Annotated in this window: 15 protein-coding genes; 5 read left to right on the top strand and 10 right to left on the bottom strand. The window is 62.8% G+C overall.

Annotated elements, in window-relative coordinates; genetic code table 11:
• Position 1: 1 nt before the first annotated feature.
• Genes VGO04_RS21775 through VGO04_RS21760 form a run of 4 tightly spaced genes read right to left on the bottom strand, consistent with a single transcriptional unit; the run spans position 2 to position 4,078 of the window.
• On the bottom strand, positions 2-1,357 hold the full coding sequence (locus VGO04_RS21775) for an aspartate aminotransferase family protein (RefSeq protein WP_327498036.1): 1,356 nt from the start codon (positions 1,355-1,357) through the stop codon (positions 2-4).
• A gap of 2 nt (positions 1,358-1,359) precedes the next feature.
• Positions 1,360-2,046, bottom strand: a complete 687-nt coding sequence (locus tag VGO04_RS21770; RefSeq protein WP_327498035.1) for an HAD-IA family hydrolase — start codon at positions 2,044-2,046, stop codon at positions 1,360-1,362.
• The gene (locus VGO04_RS21765) at positions 2,043-3,296 is read right to left on the bottom strand and encodes a Tm-1-like ATP-binding domain-containing protein (RefSeq protein ID WP_327498034.1); all 1,254 of its coding nucleotides are present in this window, start codon (positions 3,294-3,296) and stop codon (positions 2,043-2,045) included. The genes VGO04_RS21770 and VGO04_RS21765 overlap by 4 nt, the downstream gene beginning before the upstream one ends.
• Positions 3,296-4,078, bottom strand: coding sequence for an IclR family transcriptional regulator (locus tag VGO04_RS21760; RefSeq protein WP_327498033.1), 783 nt, complete (start codon positions 4,076-4,078; stop codon positions 3,296-3,298). Before VGO04_RS21760 ends, VGO04_RS21765 begins: the two co-directional genes overlap by 1 nt.
• Before the next feature lie 300 nt (positions 4,079-4,378).
• Between VGO04_RS21760 and VGO04_RS21755 the strand changes: the two genes are divergently transcribed.
• Entirely contained in the window at positions 4,379-5,830 is a 1,452-nt protein-coding gene (locus tag VGO04_RS21755) for an APC family permease (RefSeq protein ID WP_327498032.1), read from the top strand.
• Positions 5,831-5,938: 108 nt separating this feature from the next.
• Positions 5,939-7,417, top strand: a complete 1,479-nt coding sequence (locus VGO04_RS21750; protein ID WP_327498031.1) for an aldehyde dehydrogenase — start codon at positions 5,939-5,941, stop codon at positions 7,415-7,417.
• Positions 7,418-7,483: 66 nt separating this feature from the next.
• Here the strand turns inward: VGO04_RS21750 and VGO04_RS21745 are convergent, their stop codons facing one another.
• Positions 7,484-8,386 carry a LysR family transcriptional regulator gene (locus VGO04_RS21745; protein ID WP_327498030.1) on the bottom strand — a complete coding sequence of 301 codons (903 nt, stop codon included), beginning with the start codon at positions 8,384-8,386 and terminating at the stop codon, positions 7,484-7,486.
• Between the two features lie 191 nt (positions 8,387-8,577).
• On the opposite strand from VGO04_RS21745, the gene VGO04_RS21740 reads away from it, so the two are divergent.
• Positions 8,578-10,305 carry an amidohydrolase family protein gene (locus tag VGO04_RS21740; RefSeq protein ID WP_327498029.1) on the top strand — a complete coding sequence of 576 codons (1,728 nt, stop codon included), beginning with the start codon at positions 8,578-8,580 and terminating at the stop codon, positions 10,303-10,305.
• A 165-nt stretch (positions 10,306-10,470) separates the two neighbouring features.
• Entirely contained in the window at positions 10,471-11,181 is a 711-nt protein-coding gene (locus VGO04_RS21735) for a YczE/YyaS/YitT family protein (RefSeq protein ID WP_327498028.1), read from the top strand.
• A gap of 92 nt (positions 11,182-11,273) precedes the next feature.
• On the opposite strand, the gene VGO04_RS21730 is transcribed toward VGO04_RS21735, so the two are convergent.
• The 3 genes from VGO04_RS21730 to VGO04_RS21720 all read right to left on the bottom strand — a co-directional run bounded on the left by VGO04_RS21730 (position 11,274) and on the right by VGO04_RS21720 (position 14,804).
• Positions 11,274-12,527, bottom strand: coding sequence for a sensor domain-containing diguanylate cyclase (locus tag VGO04_RS21730; protein WP_327498027.1), 1,254 nt, complete (start codon positions 12,525-12,527; stop codon positions 11,274-11,276).
• Positions 12,528-12,720: 193 nt separating this feature from the next.
• Complete coding sequence (locus tag VGO04_RS21725) at positions 12,721-13,233, bottom strand: flavin reductase (RefSeq protein ID WP_327498026.1); 513 nt, start codon at positions 13,231-13,233, stop codon at positions 12,721-12,723.
• An 8-nt stretch (positions 13,234-13,241) separates the two neighbouring features.
• Positions 13,242-14,804 carry a 4-hydroxyphenylacetate 3-hydroxylase N-terminal domain-containing protein gene (locus tag VGO04_RS21720; protein WP_327498025.1) on the bottom strand — a complete coding sequence of 521 codons (1,563 nt, stop codon included), beginning with the start codon at positions 14,802-14,804 and terminating at the stop codon, positions 13,242-13,244.
• 94 nt (positions 14,805-14,898) lie between these two features.
• Here VGO04_RS21720 and VGO04_RS21715 point away from each other — a divergent pair, with 94 nt between their 5' ends.
• The gene (locus VGO04_RS21715; RefSeq protein ID WP_327498024.1) at positions 14,899-15,774 is read left to right on the top strand and encodes a helix-turn-helix domain-containing protein; all 876 of its coding nucleotides are present in this window, start codon (positions 14,899-14,901) and stop codon (positions 15,772-15,774) included.
• Positions 15,775-15,815: 41 nt separating this feature from the next.
• On the opposite strand, the gene VGO04_RS21710 is transcribed toward VGO04_RS21715, so the two are convergent.
• Positions 15,816-16,940, bottom strand: coding sequence for a P1 family peptidase (locus tag VGO04_RS21710; protein ID WP_327498023.1), 1,125 nt, complete (start codon positions 16,938-16,940; stop codon positions 15,816-15,818).
• A 2-nt stretch (positions 16,941-16,942) separates the two neighbouring features.
• The gene (locus VGO04_RS21705) at positions 16,943-17,773 is read right to left on the bottom strand and encodes an ABC transporter permease (RefSeq protein WP_327498022.1); all 831 of its coding nucleotides are present in this window, start codon (positions 17,771-17,773) and stop codon (positions 16,943-16,945) included.
• Positions 17,774-17,779 lie beyond the last annotated feature (6 nt).

Below are 17,779 nucleotides of genomic sequence, written 5' to 3'. Positions count from 1 at the left end.
GCTATCCCCGCGCTGCCGTGAGGCCGGCGTCGAGCGCGGTCAGAATGCGCGTGACATCGTTTGCCGTGATGATCAGCGGCGGCGACAGGATGACGTTTGCGCCGGAGGTCCTGACCATGACGCCGGCATCATAGGTCACGTCCTGAACCTTCTGGACGATATCCTTCGCCGCCCCCGTTTTCTTCTCGCGGTCGGAAACGAGCTCGATCGCGCACATCAGCCCCTTGCCGCGCACGTCGCCGATGAGTTCGTGTCGAGCCTTCAGCGCTTCGAGGCCGGCGATCAGCTCTTCACCGCGCGCTCCGGCATTGGCTGCCACGTTGTGCTTGCGCGTTTCCTTCAGCGTTGCGAGTGCTGCCGCAGCACCGACCGGGTGGCCGGAATAGGTGTAGCCGTGGCCGATCGAGCCGGCTGCCGTCTTGTTGCTTTCGAAAGCCTCGGCGACCTTGTCGGCGATCATCACGGCGCCGAAGGGATAGTAGCCGTTGGTGATCGCCTTGGCCGTCGACATGAAGTCCGGCTTCACGCCCCAAAGACGCGACCCGGTCCAGGCGCCGGTTCGGCCGAAGGCGGTGATCACTTCGTCGGCGATCAAGAGGATGCCGTGCCGGTCGCAGATCTCGCGCATCAGCGGCATGAAGGTTTCGTGCGGCACGATCACGCCGCCGGCGCCAAGCACCGGCTCCATGATCAGCGCTGCGATCGTGTCGGCCCCCTGGAAGGCGATCTCGTCCTCGAAGAGCCGCGCGATCCCCTTGGCGATAACGGCGCCATCGGTCGTGTCGAACGGGTTGCGATAGGTATAGGGCGCCGGCAGATGGTAGACGCCGGGCAGCAGCGGTTCGTAGTTGCGACGGAAATTGGCGTTGCCGTTGACCGAGGCGCCGCCGAAATGGGTGCCGTGATAGCCCTTCTTCAGCGCGACGAACTTGGTGCGCTCCGGCTGGCCGTTGAGCTTGTGATACTGGCGGGCGAGTCTGAGGCAGGTTTCGACGGAATCCGAGCCGCCAGACGTGAAGAACGAGCGCGTGAGCCCATCCTCGCGGAACCACTCGGCGAGCTCATAGGAAAGTTCGATCAGCGGTGAATTGGTGGTGCCGCGAAAGGTCGAATAATAGGGCAGGTCGTCGAGCTGGCGGCGGATCGCCTCCTTCACCGGTTCGCAGGAATAGCCGAGATTGACGTTCCAGAGGCCGCCGACCGCATCGAGCACCTTTTTGCCGTGGATGTCGACGATCTCGACGCCCTCGCCGGCATTGATGATCCGAGGCGGTGTTGCCTGCATCTCGGCCGGGTGCGCCATCGGATGCCAGAGGTGGCGGGCGTTGTTCTCGATGAGGAAGTTGGTTTCGCGCATGATCATGCTCCTGTCAGTTCAAGGCCGAGCATCTGAAGCGCTCTGGCATAGCTTTCTGCGGGTCGGGTGACGTCGAAATGGACGTGAGGCAGGCCGACGGCCTGCGCACCCTCGATGTTCTTCAATTGGTCATCCACGAAGACACAGGCTTCGCGCGGCAAATTGAGCTGGCTCAGCACCAGTTCGTAGGTGCGCGGGTCCGGTTTCAGGATGTTGGTGTAGGTGGCGTCGACGATCGTCTCGAAAAGCTCGATCAGGGGAAAACGCTCGCGGAACGCGACGCCATAGAAGAGGTCGAGTTCGTTGGAGAGGATCGCAAGGCGGATTCCGGCCCTCTCGGCAGCGAGGATCGCCTCACGTGCTTCGGGGCGGAGCACGAGTTCCGGCTCTGCGCCGCGTGCCCGCTGCACGAAGGTCTTCATGTCGCTCCAGTCTTCACCGAGCAATTGCCCGACCTCGCGGGTGCGTTCCGTCCAGTAGTCGCGCTCGGTGATTTCGCGCCGTTGCATGGCAGCCCAGAGCGGATCGCTGGCGGGATCGAAGGGACCGCGCCAGGTGAGCGTACCCGGCGAAAGGCCGAGAGCACGTTCGGTGATGTCGTGGGTCTCGAACAGCGTACGGGTGACGACGCCGCCGAAATCGAGGATCAGGGCCCTGCCACCCTTGGAGCCCGTTATGGTGTTCTTCATGGCCGGCCCTCCGGCACGATGCCGCGGACAACCCAGTCGTCGAAGATCGCAAGTGCTGCCTTCGAGAATTCCGGGGCATTGATGTGGCTGTCGACCTCATGCAGCACGACGCCCGAAGGAACCTGCCGGCGCATCTCGTCGATAAAGGCGTCGAGTGCGTCCGGCTCGTAAAGCGGCTCGTCCGGCTGGTCCCATTCCTGGATACCGCGAAGCGGCAGGATGAAGGCGACCTCCGCGCTGGTATCGGCAAGTTTACCGCCGATGACGCGGGCGATCTCGCGTCGTCCTTCGGAGGATGTGGTGACGGAGCCGAGCAGCCGGTTGTGGGCGTGGTAGGGGCGGTCGGCAAAGGCTGCCGGGACGGGCTGCCAGGCCGGCAGGTCGACCATGTCGACGGCGCCGGGGGCAACGATCTGCGGGATGCCGGCGCGCCCGGCATTCTCCAGCCGATCGGGGCCGGAGGTAACCACGGTGCCATGGTGATGGTTGCTGACCTCCTGGATGCAGAAGTCGAAGACGGCGGTGAAGCCCTTCTGTGCGGCGATCGCCTCGAAGGCGCGTCCGCCCATGCCGGTCGCGTGGAAGACGGCGACGTCATAACCCCGGCGCTCCAGCTCAGGCTTCAGATATTTCATGTATCTGAGGCAGCTTGAGCCCAGCGAGGTCATGCCGATCAACGGACGCGATCCGTCCGGCTTCGTTCCGAAGCGCGCGGCGCCGACGACGGCGCCGCAGGCCTGTGAGAGGACCGAGCGGCAGATGCCGTTGAGACCATAGAGGCCACCGGCCCAGAGGATCATCATCAGGTCCGGGGCGATACGCTCCGGCGGCAGCAGATGGGAATAGGCGATGGTCGATACGATGAATTTCGGCACGCCGAGCGGTAGCGCCGCGGCAACGTCGAGTGCCAGATCTGTGCCCATCGAGCCGCCGAGAACGATGACGCCATCGGCCTGGCCGGCCTCGTAGAGCGAGCGGGTGAGGGCGGCGGCACCCTCTGCCATCAGCGCCATGGCACTGTGCTCGTCGCCGCTGGCCGCAATCGCTTCGATGGTGACGCCGGCGGCGACCGCAATGTCATGGCGAGAATATTCAGGCTGATAGGGCGGGTCGCCGAGAATGCTGACGTCCATCATCACAGGCAGGCCGCCGGCTTCGCGGATGACGGACGCCATGAACTGGAGTTCGTCGCATTTGGTGTCACCCGTACCCACCACGAGGATGTTGGGGAGACGGTTCATTGCATTCATCAGCCGGCCCTCCTTGCCAGCGGATCGGCAGCAACCTGCTCCAACCCGAAAAGTCTTTCGGAAATGCGTCTGGCCGTGGCCATCGCCGCGCGGCCCATCTGCTCCACCGTCTCCTTTTCCGCGCGCGTCGACGGCGCTGCGACGGCGATGGCTCCAACCGGCGGGCTGCCCGGCGCGCGGATCGGGGCGGCGACGCTGACGACACCGGTTTCCAGCCCGTGATGGCAGATCGAATAGCCACGCCGGAGCGTCTCGCCCAAGGTCTGGCGCAGTGCTGCCGGGTCGGTCAGTGTGTGGTCCGTGAAGGCTTGAAGCGGTGCCGAGATGGCCGCGTCGATGTCCTTCTGCGGGCAGAAGGCCAGAAAGCCGAGGCCGGATGCGGTCGCGTGGTAGGGCAGGATGCTGCCGACATCGACGATGACCCGGTGTGCCCGCTGCGAATCCTCGACATGTATGGTCGAAAGGCGACCGGCCGCGTGTTCGGAAAGATGGACGGTTTCGCCGGTGAGGTTTGCGAGTTCCCGCGCGAAGGGCGTTGCCACGCTCAGATAGGGAAAGCGTGTCTCGCGGATGCGGGCAAGCCGCACCGGTGCACCGCCGAGGCGATAGCGCCGCGTTTCCGGGTCCTGCTCGACAAAACCGTGTTTTTCCAGTTCGACGAGAAACCGCCGGGTGGTCGCCTTGTCGAGCGCGCAGTGCCTGGCGATGTCGCTCAAGCCCGCTTCCCTTTCCAGGCGCGAGATCGTGTCGAGCAAAGTCAGGGCCTTACTGATGGTGCTCATCCATTCCTCCTCGTTGAGCGCCGTCGCAAGTCATCTCCGCCTGTTCCCGTTCACGGGGCGGTGCGTCCGCCCTCGTGTCTCAGGTCGAGATACTTAACATGCGAAATAACTTGACAGGGCCAAACGCAATTTGCAAGTCTATATTTGAAGCTAAGGTTCATATATTGAACCGAAAGACTTGCGCGGCCAAGATAAAAAGCAAAACCCCGTGCCTTAGTCCCGCTTCAGGGAGCTTGCCGCTGGAGAGAAGGACCAGAGGCAACAAAAGGCGTCATCGCCAACAAGGGGAGCTTAAGGACTATGGACAATTCATCTGCGCCCGTGACCGGCGCGAACCAGCTGCGCAAGAACGCCCTTGGCGTCGGCGCGGTCACCTTTCTCGTCGTATCCGCTGCCGCACCGCTGACCGCGGTCGCCGGTGGCGTCCCGCTGTCGATGCTGCTTGGAAACGGCGCCGGCATTCCCGGCACCTTCCTCATCGTCACGTTGATCCTGCTGTTGTTTTCGGTCGGCTATGTCGCCATGGCCCGGCACATCCGCAACGCCGGCGCCTTTTACGCCTACACGGCTCAAGGCCTCGGTGGACTGATGGGTGGCGCTGCCGCGATGATCGCCATCCTCGCCTATAACGCGATGCAGATCGGCGTTTTCGGTCTCTTCGGCGCCGCGACCGCCGGGCTCTTTGCCGGCTTCGGGATCGATCTGCCCTGGTGGGTGTGGACCTTCATCGGCATCGCCATCGTGGGGGTACTCGGTTATCGCCGTGTCGACCTGTCCGCCAAGGTGCTGACGGTTCTCGTCATCCTTGAGTATCTCGTCGTGCTGGTCATCGACGTGGCGATCCTCGCCAAGGGCGGCGACAGCGGGCTGACAACGGTCTCGTTCACGCCGTCGGCTATCCTTTCCGGCTCGCCGTCGATCGGCATTCTCTTCTGCTTTGCCGCCTTCATCGGTTTCGAGGCGACGACGATCTACAGCGAGGAAGCCCGCGAGCCACACAAGACGGTGCCGCGCGCGACCTATATCTCGGTGCTGATCATCGGCATCTTCTACATGTTCACCTCCTGGCTGATGGTGAACGCCGCCGGTGCCGACAAGCTCGTGCCGGAACTGCAGGGGCTTGCCGATCCGACCACCTTCCTCTTTGGCCTTGCCGAACGCTATGCAGGCGGCTGGCTGCCGCCGCTGATGAACGTACTCTTCGTCACCAGCCTCTTTGCCGGCGTCCTGGCCTTCCACAATGGTGTCGCCCGTTATCTCTATGTCGCTGGTCGCGAACGGCTGCTTCCGGCCTCGATCGGAGTGACCCATCCGGTCTACCATAGCCCGCATGTCGGCTCGCTGATCCAGACTGTCATCGCCGTGCTGGTTGTGGCGCTCTTTGCCGCCACCGGTCAGGACCCGGTGCTGGCGCTCTTCTCGTGGCTCACCAATGTCGGTACGCTCGCCGTCATGACGCTGATGGCGTTTACCGCCTTTGCGATCGTCGCCTTCTTCGGCCGCAATCCGGGCCTTGAACGCAACCCGCTGGTCACCAAGGTCATTCCTGTCGTCACCGGCCTGATCCTTGTTGCTGTCATCATCGCCATTGCGGTCAATTTTGGCGACCTCGCCGGCGCCACCGGCATGCTCGCCGTGTTGCTGCCGGGGCTGGTGGTGATCTTCGGTCTGATCGGTCTGGCGCTTGCAGCATCGCTGAAGTCGGGCAATCCGCTCGAATTCGCGCGCCTCGGCGCCGGCCAGGAGATCTGACAGCGGCCTTGCGGTTCCCGGAAGCGGAATTCCGGGAACCGCGTAATCTCGAACAACCGGGACGGCGGAATTTCTGCCCTCCCCACACGTCAAACGGGACCAGACATCATGCAGGACAAGATCGACCAGTTGCGAAGCCTTCCCGTCGCCGGGCAGAAGCTGTTCATCGGTGGCCGCTGGTTGGAAAGCCTGTCCGGCGAAACGCTCGATGTCGTCTCGCCGATCGACGGCAGCCGCCTGACGACGATTGCCGACGCGGGTGCCGCCGATGTCGATGCGGCCGTTCGTGCGGCCCGCAGTGCCTTTGAAAAAGGAAGCTGGTCGAAGGCGGCACCGGCTGTGCGCAAAAAGGTGCTGACGCGCATTGCCGAGATCATCGAAGCGCAGGCGCTGGAGCTTGCCGTGCTCGGCGTGCGCGACAACGGGACGGAAATCTCGATGGCGCTCAAAGCGGAGCCCGGCAGCGCCGCGGGCACCTTCCGCTACTATGCCGAGGCGCTCGACAAGGTCTATGGCGAGATCGCGCCGACGGCCGACAACATCCTCGGCCTCATTCACCGCGAACCGATCGGTGTGGTCGCGGCGATCGTTCCCTGGAATTTCCCGCTGATGATCGGCGCCTGGAAGATCGCGCCGGCGCTTGCCGCCGGAAACTCGGTCGTGCTGAAACCGGCCGAAGGGGCGTCGCTCAGCCTGCTCAGGCTTGCCGAAATCTGCGCCGACGCCGGCCTGCCCGAGGGCGTCTTGAACGTCGTCACCGGCCGGGGGGCGACGACAGGCGAGGCGATCGGACTGCATGGCGATATCGATGTGCTCGCCTTCACTGGCTCCGGCGGCGTCGGCCGGCGACTGCTCGAATACTCGGCGCGCTCCAACCTGAAGCGCGTCTATCTCGAACTCGGCGGCAAGTCGCCGAACGTCGTCTTTGCCGATGCCCCGGATCTCGACCAGGCCGCCCGCATTTCGGCCTACGGCATCTTCCGCAATTCCGGCCAAGTCTGCGTTGCCGGCTCAAGGCTGCTGGTCGAGCGCTCCATCCACGAAGCCTTCGCTGAGAAAGTGGCCGCGATCGCGGCGTCGATGAAGGTCGGCGATCCGCTGCTTCTTGCGACCGAAGCCGGCGCGATTTCCAGCGAAGCCCAGCTCGCCAAGAACCTGGAATTCGTCGGAGAGGCGCAGGCCGAAGGCGCAAGGCTTCGCTCCGGCGGCACGCGTATCCTTGAAGAGAGCGGCGGCTATTACATGCAGCCGACTGTTTTCGATGTCGAGCCTGATATGAAGCTGGCGAAGGAAGAGGTTTTTGGTCCTGTGCTGGCGATCATTCCGTTCGACGACGAGGCAGAGGCCCTGAAGATCGCCAATGCGACCGACTACGGTCTGGCGTCCGCCGTCTGGACCGCGAACCTCTCGCGGGCCCATCGCATGGTGCGGGGCATCCGTGCCGGTGTCGTGCACGTCAACACCTATGGCGGCGCTGACAACACGGTGCCGCTCGGCGGTGTCAGGCAGTCCGGCAACGGTCACGACAAGTCGCTTCATGCGCTCGACAAGTACACCGATTTGAAGACCGCCTGGATCCAGCTCTAAGTTCGCAAAGGCGAGCTGGCGCCGGGGTCGGGCGGATGACGGGCAAGATCGGCTCCGCGCGAAGGTTCAGTCCATCGCGCTTCGCAATGACCGCATGATTTCCTCGGCAAACATCGATGCCGCAAGGCCATGGCTGCGCTTCTCGCGCTGGACGAGGGAGAGCACGTTCTTGCCGAATGTCCGGTCGCGGATTTGCAGATAGGTGAGCATGCCGTTGCGCTGTTCTTCGGTTATGTCGAACTTGCTGAGAAAGGCGATACCGTCGCCGGCAGCCGCAAGACACTTCATCGCCTCGATCGAGTTGGTGAGATAGGTCGGCTCGACCTCGACCCCGGCCTGCGCGAATGCGCCGGCGACGATGCCGTGGATCTGCATCGACTTGTCGGCAAAGATCAGGGGGTACGGCTGGCAAGAGGCCAGCGGCAGCGTCTCCATGCCGACGAGCGGATGTTCGGGCGCCACTACCGCGCCGAGGCGGGTGTCCATCTTCCAGAGGGTTTCGAGCTGCTGCGAGGACGGCAGGTTGAAGGCGAAGCCGAGATCGGCCTCGCCATCGGAAACCGCCTGGGCGATATCGCGGGCAAACATCACCCGGATGGTGATCTTCAGCCGCGGATGGCGCGCCCCGAAGGTCGCGACAGCCTTGGGCACGATGCCGCCGGCAAGTCCGTTCATGGTGGCGATAATGACTTCGCCGCTCTGCAGCGCCTTGATGTCGCGGATCTCGGCCTCGACCTGGTTGTATTCCTTCATCGTGCGGCGCACATGCGCGACCAGGATTTCGCCGGCTGGCGTCAGGCGCAAGCCACGCGGCAAGCGCTCGAACAGCGGTTCGCCGATTGTCTCCTCCAACTGCAGCACATGCTTGTTGATGGCAGACGCAGCAACGTTCAGCCGTTCGCTGGCGCCACGGATCGAGCCGCATCGCGCCACTTCGTCAAGGTAGCGCAGCACGCGCGAATGCAGCATGAGGGTTTCCCATTTCCAGTGTTCTCGAAAAGAGAACGATGCGCGCATTTAATACTGCTTTTCGGAAGCGGTGCAATGGCCTCTTATGGTTGGCGAGGGGCGCGCTGCCAGCGCCTGCGGGAGCTTAAACGATCATCGCCGATCCATGCGTGTTCGCAGGGGACGATGACAAGGAATGTGGAGGACTATTCGTGAACAGCACTGAAGCCGCGCACTATGACAAGGTGCGTGCCATCTTCGATATCCTGAACGGCGAGAAGGAAGCCGACCTTCTCCTGAAGAACCTGAACATCCTCGATGTTCACGGCGAGACCGTCTATCAGGGTTCCATCCTCGTCTACGACAAGCGCATCATCGCGCTGAACCCGGACGAGGCGGTCCTGAAGGTGAAGGACGTGTTCGACGGCAAGGGGCTCTATGCCATCCCCGGCCTGATCGACGCCCATATCCATTTCGAGTCGCAGCTCGCCCACCCGACCGCGCTCGCCGAAGCGATGGTGCCCTGCGGCACGACGACGATCTATGCCGAATGCCTGGATCTGCTGAGTGCCGCCGGCAAGGAGGGTGTTGAGGCGGCCGAGGCACTGTTCAAGGATTACGAGCAACTGCCGTACCGCCTCTATGCCTTCGCACCCGGGAAGAAGACCTCGGCATCGGTGACCGAGGCCGTGCTCAAGATGGAGCCAGTCATCGGCCTCGGCGAGTTCGAGCACTTCACCTACAGCTCCGGCAATGACGACGACTTCCGCAAGGCGGCGTGGGTGCGGGCCAAAGGCGGCTTCATGAACGGTCACTGGGGCGTCACCGCCCTTTCCGACATGATCCTCAACTACCTGCCGGCCATCGGCGTTTCCAACAACCACGATGTCTGGAACGAGAAGGACATCGAAAAGAGCATCCGCTACGGCTTCCCGACGCACATCAAGTTCGGCGTCGGCAGCAGCGAGGTGATCAAGGTGCTGTTGCGCGCCATCGTCGACCGCAAATGGCCGACCGACAACTTCATGCTGTGCACCGACAACATCTCGATCGAGCGGCTCCTCACAATGGGGCACATGGACTGGATCATCTCGCTCTGCGCCGAGATGGGTATCAATCCGATCCACGCGATCAAGATGGCGACCTACAACACCGCCCGCTCGTTCCACATGGAAGACAAGGTCGGCTCGCTGACCCCCGGTCGCTTTGCCGACATCGTGCTGACCGACAGCCTGTCGCGCATCAATCCGCTCTACGTCTTCAAGGATGGAGAACTGGTCGCCAAGGACCGCAAGCTCTTGAAGAATGCAGAGATCGACTACTCCGGCATGTGCAAGGACGGAGTGACGGGCCTTGCCGATCTGACGCCGGAGCAGCTCGACATCGTGCCATTGGAGGTGTCGGAAGACGGGACCCGTGCGAAGGTTTATCTCTTCGACGTCTATGGTCGCGGCCACGCCAAGTTCTACCAGGAGGTCTGGGCTCCGCTCACGGACGGCAAGGTCGTCGCGGAACATGACGGCGTGAAGCTGAGCCGGCTGTCGGTCGTGCAGCGTTATGCCGACGGCAAGCGTCACATCGTCAACGGTCTGTTCAAGGGTGTTTCCTTGGATCGTGGCGCGGTCGCCACCTTCTGGCCGGCGCCGAAGCCTTATTTCGTCGTCGTCGGTGAGGACAGCGCCGAAATGTGCCACTGCCTGAAGCGCGTGGACAGCTATGCCGGCGCCTGCGTCGTGACCGAGGGCAAGGTCGACAGGGCGGTCATGCCGCTCGAGATCTACGGCGTCATGGCCAACATGACCGTGAAAGAGCTGACGGCGAGCGCCGGCGCGATCGACGCGGCGCTCGAGGCATTGGGCAACCGCAACGAAGGCGAACCGGTGGTCAACAAGCTGCTCAGCCTGTTCATTTCGTTGCATCGCTTCCGCTTCATGGCCTAGGAGCCAATGCAGAAAAAGCCGACGGGGTGCTTCGGTATTCGTCGGCCCAAGGGAATGGCTTGGCCGCCGCAATGGGCGGACAAGCCAACCATTCAAAAGCTCATCGCTGAGGGGGGATGAGCAGACGGGCGAAGGAAGCCCGGACAAATTTCGAGGGAGGAAACCATGGACCACAATACGGCGGAAGCCGAGATCGTCGATACCGGCAGCCTGACGCGGCGCTGGATCATGTATGTCGTCGGCATCTATGTGCTGACTTTCGGCGTCAGTCTGGCAATCAGGGCGGGGATCGGCATCTCGCCCCAGAGCAGCCTGACCAGAACGATGACGCTGGTCTACCCGCCGTTCAGCCAGGGCACCTACAACTTCATGCTCGAACTGATCATGTTGTTTCTGACCTATCTGGTGCTGCCGAAAGACTTCAAGCTCAAGAACTTCGCGTCGTTGATCCCGGCTTTCGTGCTGGCGGTCTTCCTCGATTTCAACCTGGGTCTCACCGAGTTCATCAAGCTCGATGCCTATCCGCTCCGGGTGGCGCTCCTGGTCTTTGCTGATGCGGCGCTCGCCTTCGGCCTGTTCCTGATGATCCGCGCCAATCTGGTGCTGATGCCGATCGACATGTTCGTCAACACGATCTTCAAGCGCACCGGCTGGAAGTGGGGCAACATCAAGACCGGCTTCGATTGCACCCTGCTTGTGCTTTCGGCCTGCATCGGTCTGGCGTTCCTCGCCGAAGTCAAGTTCATCCGCGAAGGTACGATCCTGAACGCCATTCTCGTCGGGCAGTACATCAAGCTCTACTTCTTCCTTTTCAAGAAGATGCAGGCCCGCAAGGCATCGACCTCGCCGAAGGGGCTGGAAGCTGCTGCGGAGTAACGCATTGTTATGTGATTGAGGAGGGCGGCCGAGCTGGCGGCCCTCCTTTACGCTCTGCCCGGCAGCCCAAGCGGTGCCGTCCGGTAAACGGCCTATCCGAAGGCGAGTTCGAGATTTTGCCGGTCGCGCGCCACCACATGGCACTCGGTCTCAAAATCGTCGCCGGCGACGACCAGCACGAATTCCGGTGGGATGCCGGCGGAGTTGGAAACCGTCACGGCCGCACCTTCAGCGCCCAGGGACCTGATCGTGCAGTCGATGCTCGTGTGGCGGTCGTCATAGAGGATGGTGCCGGCCTTGAGGACCGATTGACGGGGCCCTGCTTCATATCTGGCGTCGAGGCCGTTCCAATCGACACAACGGTTTCGTCCTGAGGCCTTGGCGAGATACATCGCGGCGTCGGCCTGTGCGAGCAAAGTGCCGCTATCTCTGCCCTTGGCCGACAGCGCCGACGTGCCGAAACTTGCGGTGACGGTAAGCGAGCCAAAGTCACCATGCATCGTTTGGGCGGCAATCGCGGCCCTTAGCTTTTCCGCCGCCGTCAGCGCGCCGTTTGCGTCCACGTGCGGCAACACGACGGCGAATTCCTCGCCACCAAGCCGCCCGAACAGGTCACTGGCCCGAAGATTGGATTGGCAGACAGAGGCGACAGCCTTCAGAACCTCGTCGCCTGCCGCGTGCCCATGCGTATCGTTGACCCGCTTGAAGTGATCGACGTCAAGGATGATGCAAGAGAGGTCGTGCTCGTGCCGGATGGCAAGCGAGATCAGCTTGTCCGCCTCCTCGCGGAAGGCGCGTCGGGTGAGTGCGCCGGTGAGCCCGTCGGTTGCTGCCGACTGCAGCAACTCGATCCGATCCATCGCCACCCCAGCCAGTTCAGCCAGAATTGCCAGGTCCCTCTCAACGAAAGCTCTTGGGGAGCGATCGATGGCACACACGGTGCCGATTGTGTGGCCGTCCCGTGTTTTCAAGGGGACACCGGCATAGAAGCGAATATGGTCCGCACTCGTCACGGCCGGATGCTGCGCAAAGCGCGGATCTTTTGTGGCATCCTCGACAACGAGAGGCTCATCACAGGCGAGCACGTATCGGCAGAACGTGTCTTTCAGGGGAACCTCTTCGGCCGCGAGCCCCGAGCAGGCCTTGTACCATTGCCGATGGGCATCGATCAGGGAGACGATGCCGATCTCGATGGCAAAGATCTGCTTTATCAACCGCACGACGCGGTCCATGCCGTCGTCTCTTGGTGTGTCGAGGATGTCGAGCAGTCCAAGCGCAGCCAGGCGATCGGTCTCCCTGTTTTTCCCATCCGCCATCGATCGTCCGCTCGGCTCGGCAACCACCATCCCGATTCCTTTCTCGCTCCGCGCCAAGCAGATAGACGCGTTTCGACAAAAAACAAATGGCGTTGATCAGTATCTGGGTGCCGATTGCGTCGGCCCCGCGACAAGTGGGGCCGGATACGGTGCAACGAACACGTGCCTCTCCATCGCTGTGCTCGGGAAAATGGGTTGCTCCGGCGAAGTGCCGAGGCGCCGCCTAGCCGCCGAAGCTGCCAAGTTGCGTCGGCACGTGCACATAGTTGCGGTCGAAATAGAGCAGTGCGTTGCCGTCGCTGCGCGAACGAATGCCGACGACCCGTCCGATCAGGATATGGTGCGTTCCAAGCAGCCGCGCTTCCGCCAGTTCGCAATCGAGCGAGACGATCGCATCCTTGACCGCGAAGCTTCCGGACGTCATCTCGACCCAGTCGGCCGCCGCATAACGGGCGGCCATGTCCTGCGTCGCCCCGGCGAAATGGCCGGCAAGATCGCGGTGGTCGTGACTGAGCACGTTGACGCAGAAACGGCGGTTTTCGATGAACAGGCCGCATTGGGCGGAGTTGCGGTTCATGCAGACGAGCAGCGTCGGCGGCTCGTCGGTCACCGAGCACATGGCGGTGGCGGTGAACCCGCCGCGTCCGGCGGGTCCGTTTGTCGTGATGACGTTGACCGGCGCGCAGACCCGCGCCATGGCGTTGCGAAACTCGGTCTTCGAGACGAGCGGTTTCATGGCCGACCTCATTCGGCTGCGTTGCGCAGAGATTGACCGTCATCGAGCGGCGGCAGCCAGGTTTTGCCCGTCCAGCCGTTCTCGTCGTAGTCGGCCATGCACTGGTCGACGAGCGCTTCCATTTCCTTCAGCCGTCCGCCGCGCTCCGCGCCCTTCAGCACCTGCAGCCTTACCTCCTCGGGAGCTCCGGCATAGTTGAGTTCATAGAGCGCATGGCGCCCGCCAAACTCCGTTCCCGTCGCATCCCACAGCAGCTTCATGATCTTGATGCGTTCGATGTGCCCCATGTCGTTGGAGCCGCGCACATATTGCGCCAGGTAACGATCGATCTCGGGATTGCCGAAGTCGCGCGCGGAAGACGGCAGGTAGATGAGGCCCGAGGCAATGACCCTGCGGATGGTTTCGACCACACGCGGATAGGCCTCGGACATGAAGGTGCGATAGGAAAGGGCGGCTTCGAGATTGGGAAGCACGGCGCCATCGGCCCAGGGAATGGGATTGTGCGCCATGGCGTTGGAGAAGCTCCAGAACATGTGGCGGAGCGCGATGACTTCGCCGAGCGCTGCCTGGTTGCCGCGAAACGCATCGCCGCCGGTCGCCCTCAAGGCCTTGGCAAGCAGGCCGGCGAGGAAATCGAGCTTCACCGCGAAACGGGTGCAGCCCTGGAAGCAATAGCCGTGCATGAAGCCGGAGGCGGGGTGGAAGGAGAGGATCTTGGCGGCGTCCCGGAGGACCAGCACGTCTTCCCAGGGCACGAAGACATTGTCGAGCACCAGGATCGCGTCGTTCTCGTCGAAGCGCGACGACAGCGGATAGTCGAAGGGGTGGCCGACGGTGTTGGCGGTCTGCTCGTAGGAAACCCGGCAGAACATCTTGATACCAGGCGCATTCATCGGAACGATGAACATCACGGAGAGCGACGGATCCTCGGTCACCGTCGCCGAGCTCTGCGCCAGGAAATTATAGTGCGTCAGCGCCGAGGAGGTGGCGACGACTTTGGCGCCCGAGACATAGATGCCGGCGTCGGTTTCCTTGGTGATGTGAACGAAGACGTCTTTCACCGCATCGGCCGGTTTGTGCCTGTCGATCGGCGGATTGACGATCGCGTGGTTCATGAAGAGCGCCGCTTCCTGGGCGCGTTTGTGCCAGGCGAGCGCATTGTCCTTGAAGGGGCCGTACCAATTGGCATTGGCGCCGAGCGTGTTCATCAACGCCGCCTTGTAATCGGCGGTGCGGCCCATCCAGCCATAGGACATGCGCGCCCACTCGGCGATCGCGCCCTGCTGTGCCGCAAGATCGGCGGAGGAGCGGGCGACACGGAAATATTTGTGGGTGTATCCGCCGGAGCCGGTATCCGTCGGTGAGGTCAGGATGTCTTTCTTCGCGGGGTCGTGCAGCGCGTCATAGAGCCTTGCGAGCGACCGGGCGGAGTTGCGCATCGCCGGATGGCTGGTGACATCGTGCACGCGCTCGCCGTTGATATAGACCTCGCGGCCGTCGCGCAGGCTTTCCAGGTATTCGGCGCCAGTGAAGGGCCGCGTCCTGTCGGCGCGGAAATCCTCTGCTCTCATTTTCTCCTCCTTGAGTTTCGTCAAGGCTAGGCGTTGAAATCGTCCGCCGCCATGGACAGAATGGCAAAATGACTTGGACTTTTTCCGGTGAACGATGACCGACGCCATTCCCAGTTTCTTCGTATACGGCGAACCGGAGCAACAGCTCGAACCGGGTTTCTTCCATGTCGAGACTGTCATGGCCCGCAAAGGCCTACATCAGGGGCAGGTCAGTGCGCACAAGCACGACCAGATGGGACAGGTCACCTTCTGGCTGAGCGGTGGCGGCACCTATTTCATCGATGACAAGCCATTGGACTTTTCAGCGCCGGCCGCGAGCTTCGTGCCGAGCGGCGTCGTGCACGGCTTTTCCGTCGATCCGGAAACGAGCGATGCCATCGTCGTCTCGGTCGCCGACGGTGCGCTGCTCTCCATCCGGGAGCACACAACGCTCCCGCTCGATCGGTCCACGATGATCCGGGGCGAAAGCGGCGACCGGGGCTGGCGCCGCCTTGCCGAACTGCTCGATATCATCGCCGACGAATATGCCGGTGGCGCCGCAGGCAGCCAACAAATGCTCGCTTCTCTGGTCGCCGCCGTGCTCACCCAGATCGCTCGTCTGGCATCGGCCGCTCCGGCTGGGCAGCCGACACAGGCTCTGTTGGCAACGCAATTGCGCCGGCTTGTCGACCGGCATTTCCGCGAGAAATGGAGCGTCGGGCACTACACCGACGCGCTGGCGACGACGCCGCATCTGATCGCCAAGGCGAGCAGGGAGGCCTTCGGCATGCAGGTCAAGGAACTGATCAACGAGCGGAGATTGCTCGAGGCCAAACGCCTGCTGCTCTTCACCGTGCGGCCGCTCGAAGACATCGCCTATGAGATCGGTTTTGCCGATGCCGCCTATTTCTCGCGCTTTTTCCGATTGCGCGTTGGTGAGGCGCCCAGCGACTGGCGACGGGCGCGCGTGAGCGCGTCCGGAGCCGGCTAAGTGTTCGGCCACCGGGCCGGGTCGTTTCCGGCGACGCCTGGCTACCGGCCGTAGCTGCGCATCACTTCCAACAGCGGCTCGTGCCGGATCGCTTGGATCTTGAAACGGTCATGGGCCGTGCCGCCGGAATCCTCCGCCGCGATCATCGCGTTGACCACCGCTTCCTCGACGCTGTCGACGGTGGCGAGATAAACAGGGTCGAGCAGTTCGTCGTTGACGATTTCCAGCGACAGGCGCGGCGGCGCCTTGTGCGCCATCGGCTGGGTGTTGGCGGTGGAGAAGGCGAGGAAGATGTCGCCGGAATTGTTGCCGCCGGGGGTGCCGTTGCGGCCAATGCCGATCGCTGCCCGCCGCGCCAGGCGCTTGAGCTGATGTGGCGCCATCGGCAGGTCGGTGGCGATGACGACGATGATCGAGCCGCGCTCCTGCATCTGGCTTTGCGGCGTGCCGTCGCGCATGTGCTCGCCGACCGGAACGCCGCGGATCGTCAGCCAGTCGCGCTGGCCGTGATTGGCCTGCACCAGCGTGCCGACCGTGTAGTCGCGGCCACCGAATTCCACGACCCGCGAGGCGGTGCCGGTACCGCCCTTGAAGCCATAGGCGATCATGCCGGTGCCGCCGCCGCAATTGCCTTCCTCGACCGGACCGGATGTGGCGCTGTCGAGTGCGGCGCGCACATCGGCTTCGGTGATTGGCTGGCCGTTGATGTCGTTGAGCACGCCGTCATAGGTCTCGGCCACCACCGGCATCAGCCAGAGAAAGTCGTCGGTGTCATAGGTCGATTTGTAGCGCTCCAGCATCCACTGGATGGTGGCGTGGTGCGTCATGCCGACCGCATGGGTGTTGGTAATCATCACCGGCCCCAGGAAGAAGCCCCCGTCCTCGATCCAGTGAGTGCCGGTCATTTCGCCATTGCCGTTGAAGCGGTGCACGCCGGCATAGACGGGGACAGGGGTTGCCGAGCCGGCATGCGGCAGGATGGCGGTGACGCCGGTGCGGACCGGACGCTTGCGGCCGGGGCGCGGGGTCTCTTCCTCGATCGTGCGGAAGCCGACGGCGATGCCTTCGACATCGGTGATGGCGTTGAAGCGGCCGGTGCGGCCGGAAAACGGCAGGCCAATATCGCGGGCGCGAGCGGAGGAGGGCGTAGAGGTCTTGTCGTTCATGATCATTTCTGCCGGGAGCGAAGGTAAAGGCCGAGCGAGGCGACGACGAAGGAGAAGGAGAGCATCATCACCGCAATGGCGTTGATCTCCGGTTTGATGCCGCGTCGAAGCATGGAGAAGATGAACATCGGCAGCGTGGTGACGTCGACGCCGGCGATGAAGTAGGTGATGACGAGGTCGTCCATCGAGATGATGAAGGCGAGCAGCGCGCCGCCGACGATCGCCGGAAAGAGTTGCGGCAGCACCACCCGGCGAAAGGTCATCCACTCGTTGGCGCCAAGATCGGCCGAAGCGTGTTCGAGTGTCCTGTCCATGCCGGCGAGCCGTGCCGAAACGACGATGAAGACATAGGAAATCAGGAAGGTGCACTGGCCGATGATGATCGTCGTCAGCCCCAGCCTGATGCCGGAATTGACGAAGAAGATCAGAAGCGCGATGCCGAGCACGATGTCAGGCATCAGCATCGGCATGAACATCACCACCCGGTAAAAACGCTGGCCGACGAATTCGAAACGATAGAGGGCAATCGCGATTGCGGTTCCGAAGACGGTCGCGATGGCCGTCGTGGAGGCCGCGATGACCAGGCTGTTCCACACCGCCTGCAGCAGCTGGCCGGTTGATTCGATATAGAGCGCGCTTTCGGAGACCTTGGTCTTGAAGCCGAGCACCTGCGCGTACCATTCGGTGGTGAAGCCCGTCCAGGTCATCATGTTCACCGGATTGGCGTTGAACGAATAGACGGCGATGACGACGAGCGGAATGTAGATGAAGGCGAAGAACAGGCCGGTGTAGGCGATGAGGCCGCCGTTGAAGAGGGATCGAGCGATCTTCATGGATGA

Origin of the sequence: Ensifer sp., assembly GCF_035999185.1 — a bacterium.
In the GTDB taxonomy this organism is placed as follows: domain Bacteria; phylum Pseudomonadota; class Alphaproteobacteria; order Rhizobiales; family Rhizobiaceae; genus Ensifer.
This window is presented reverse-complemented; position numbering and strand designations above follow the sequence as displayed.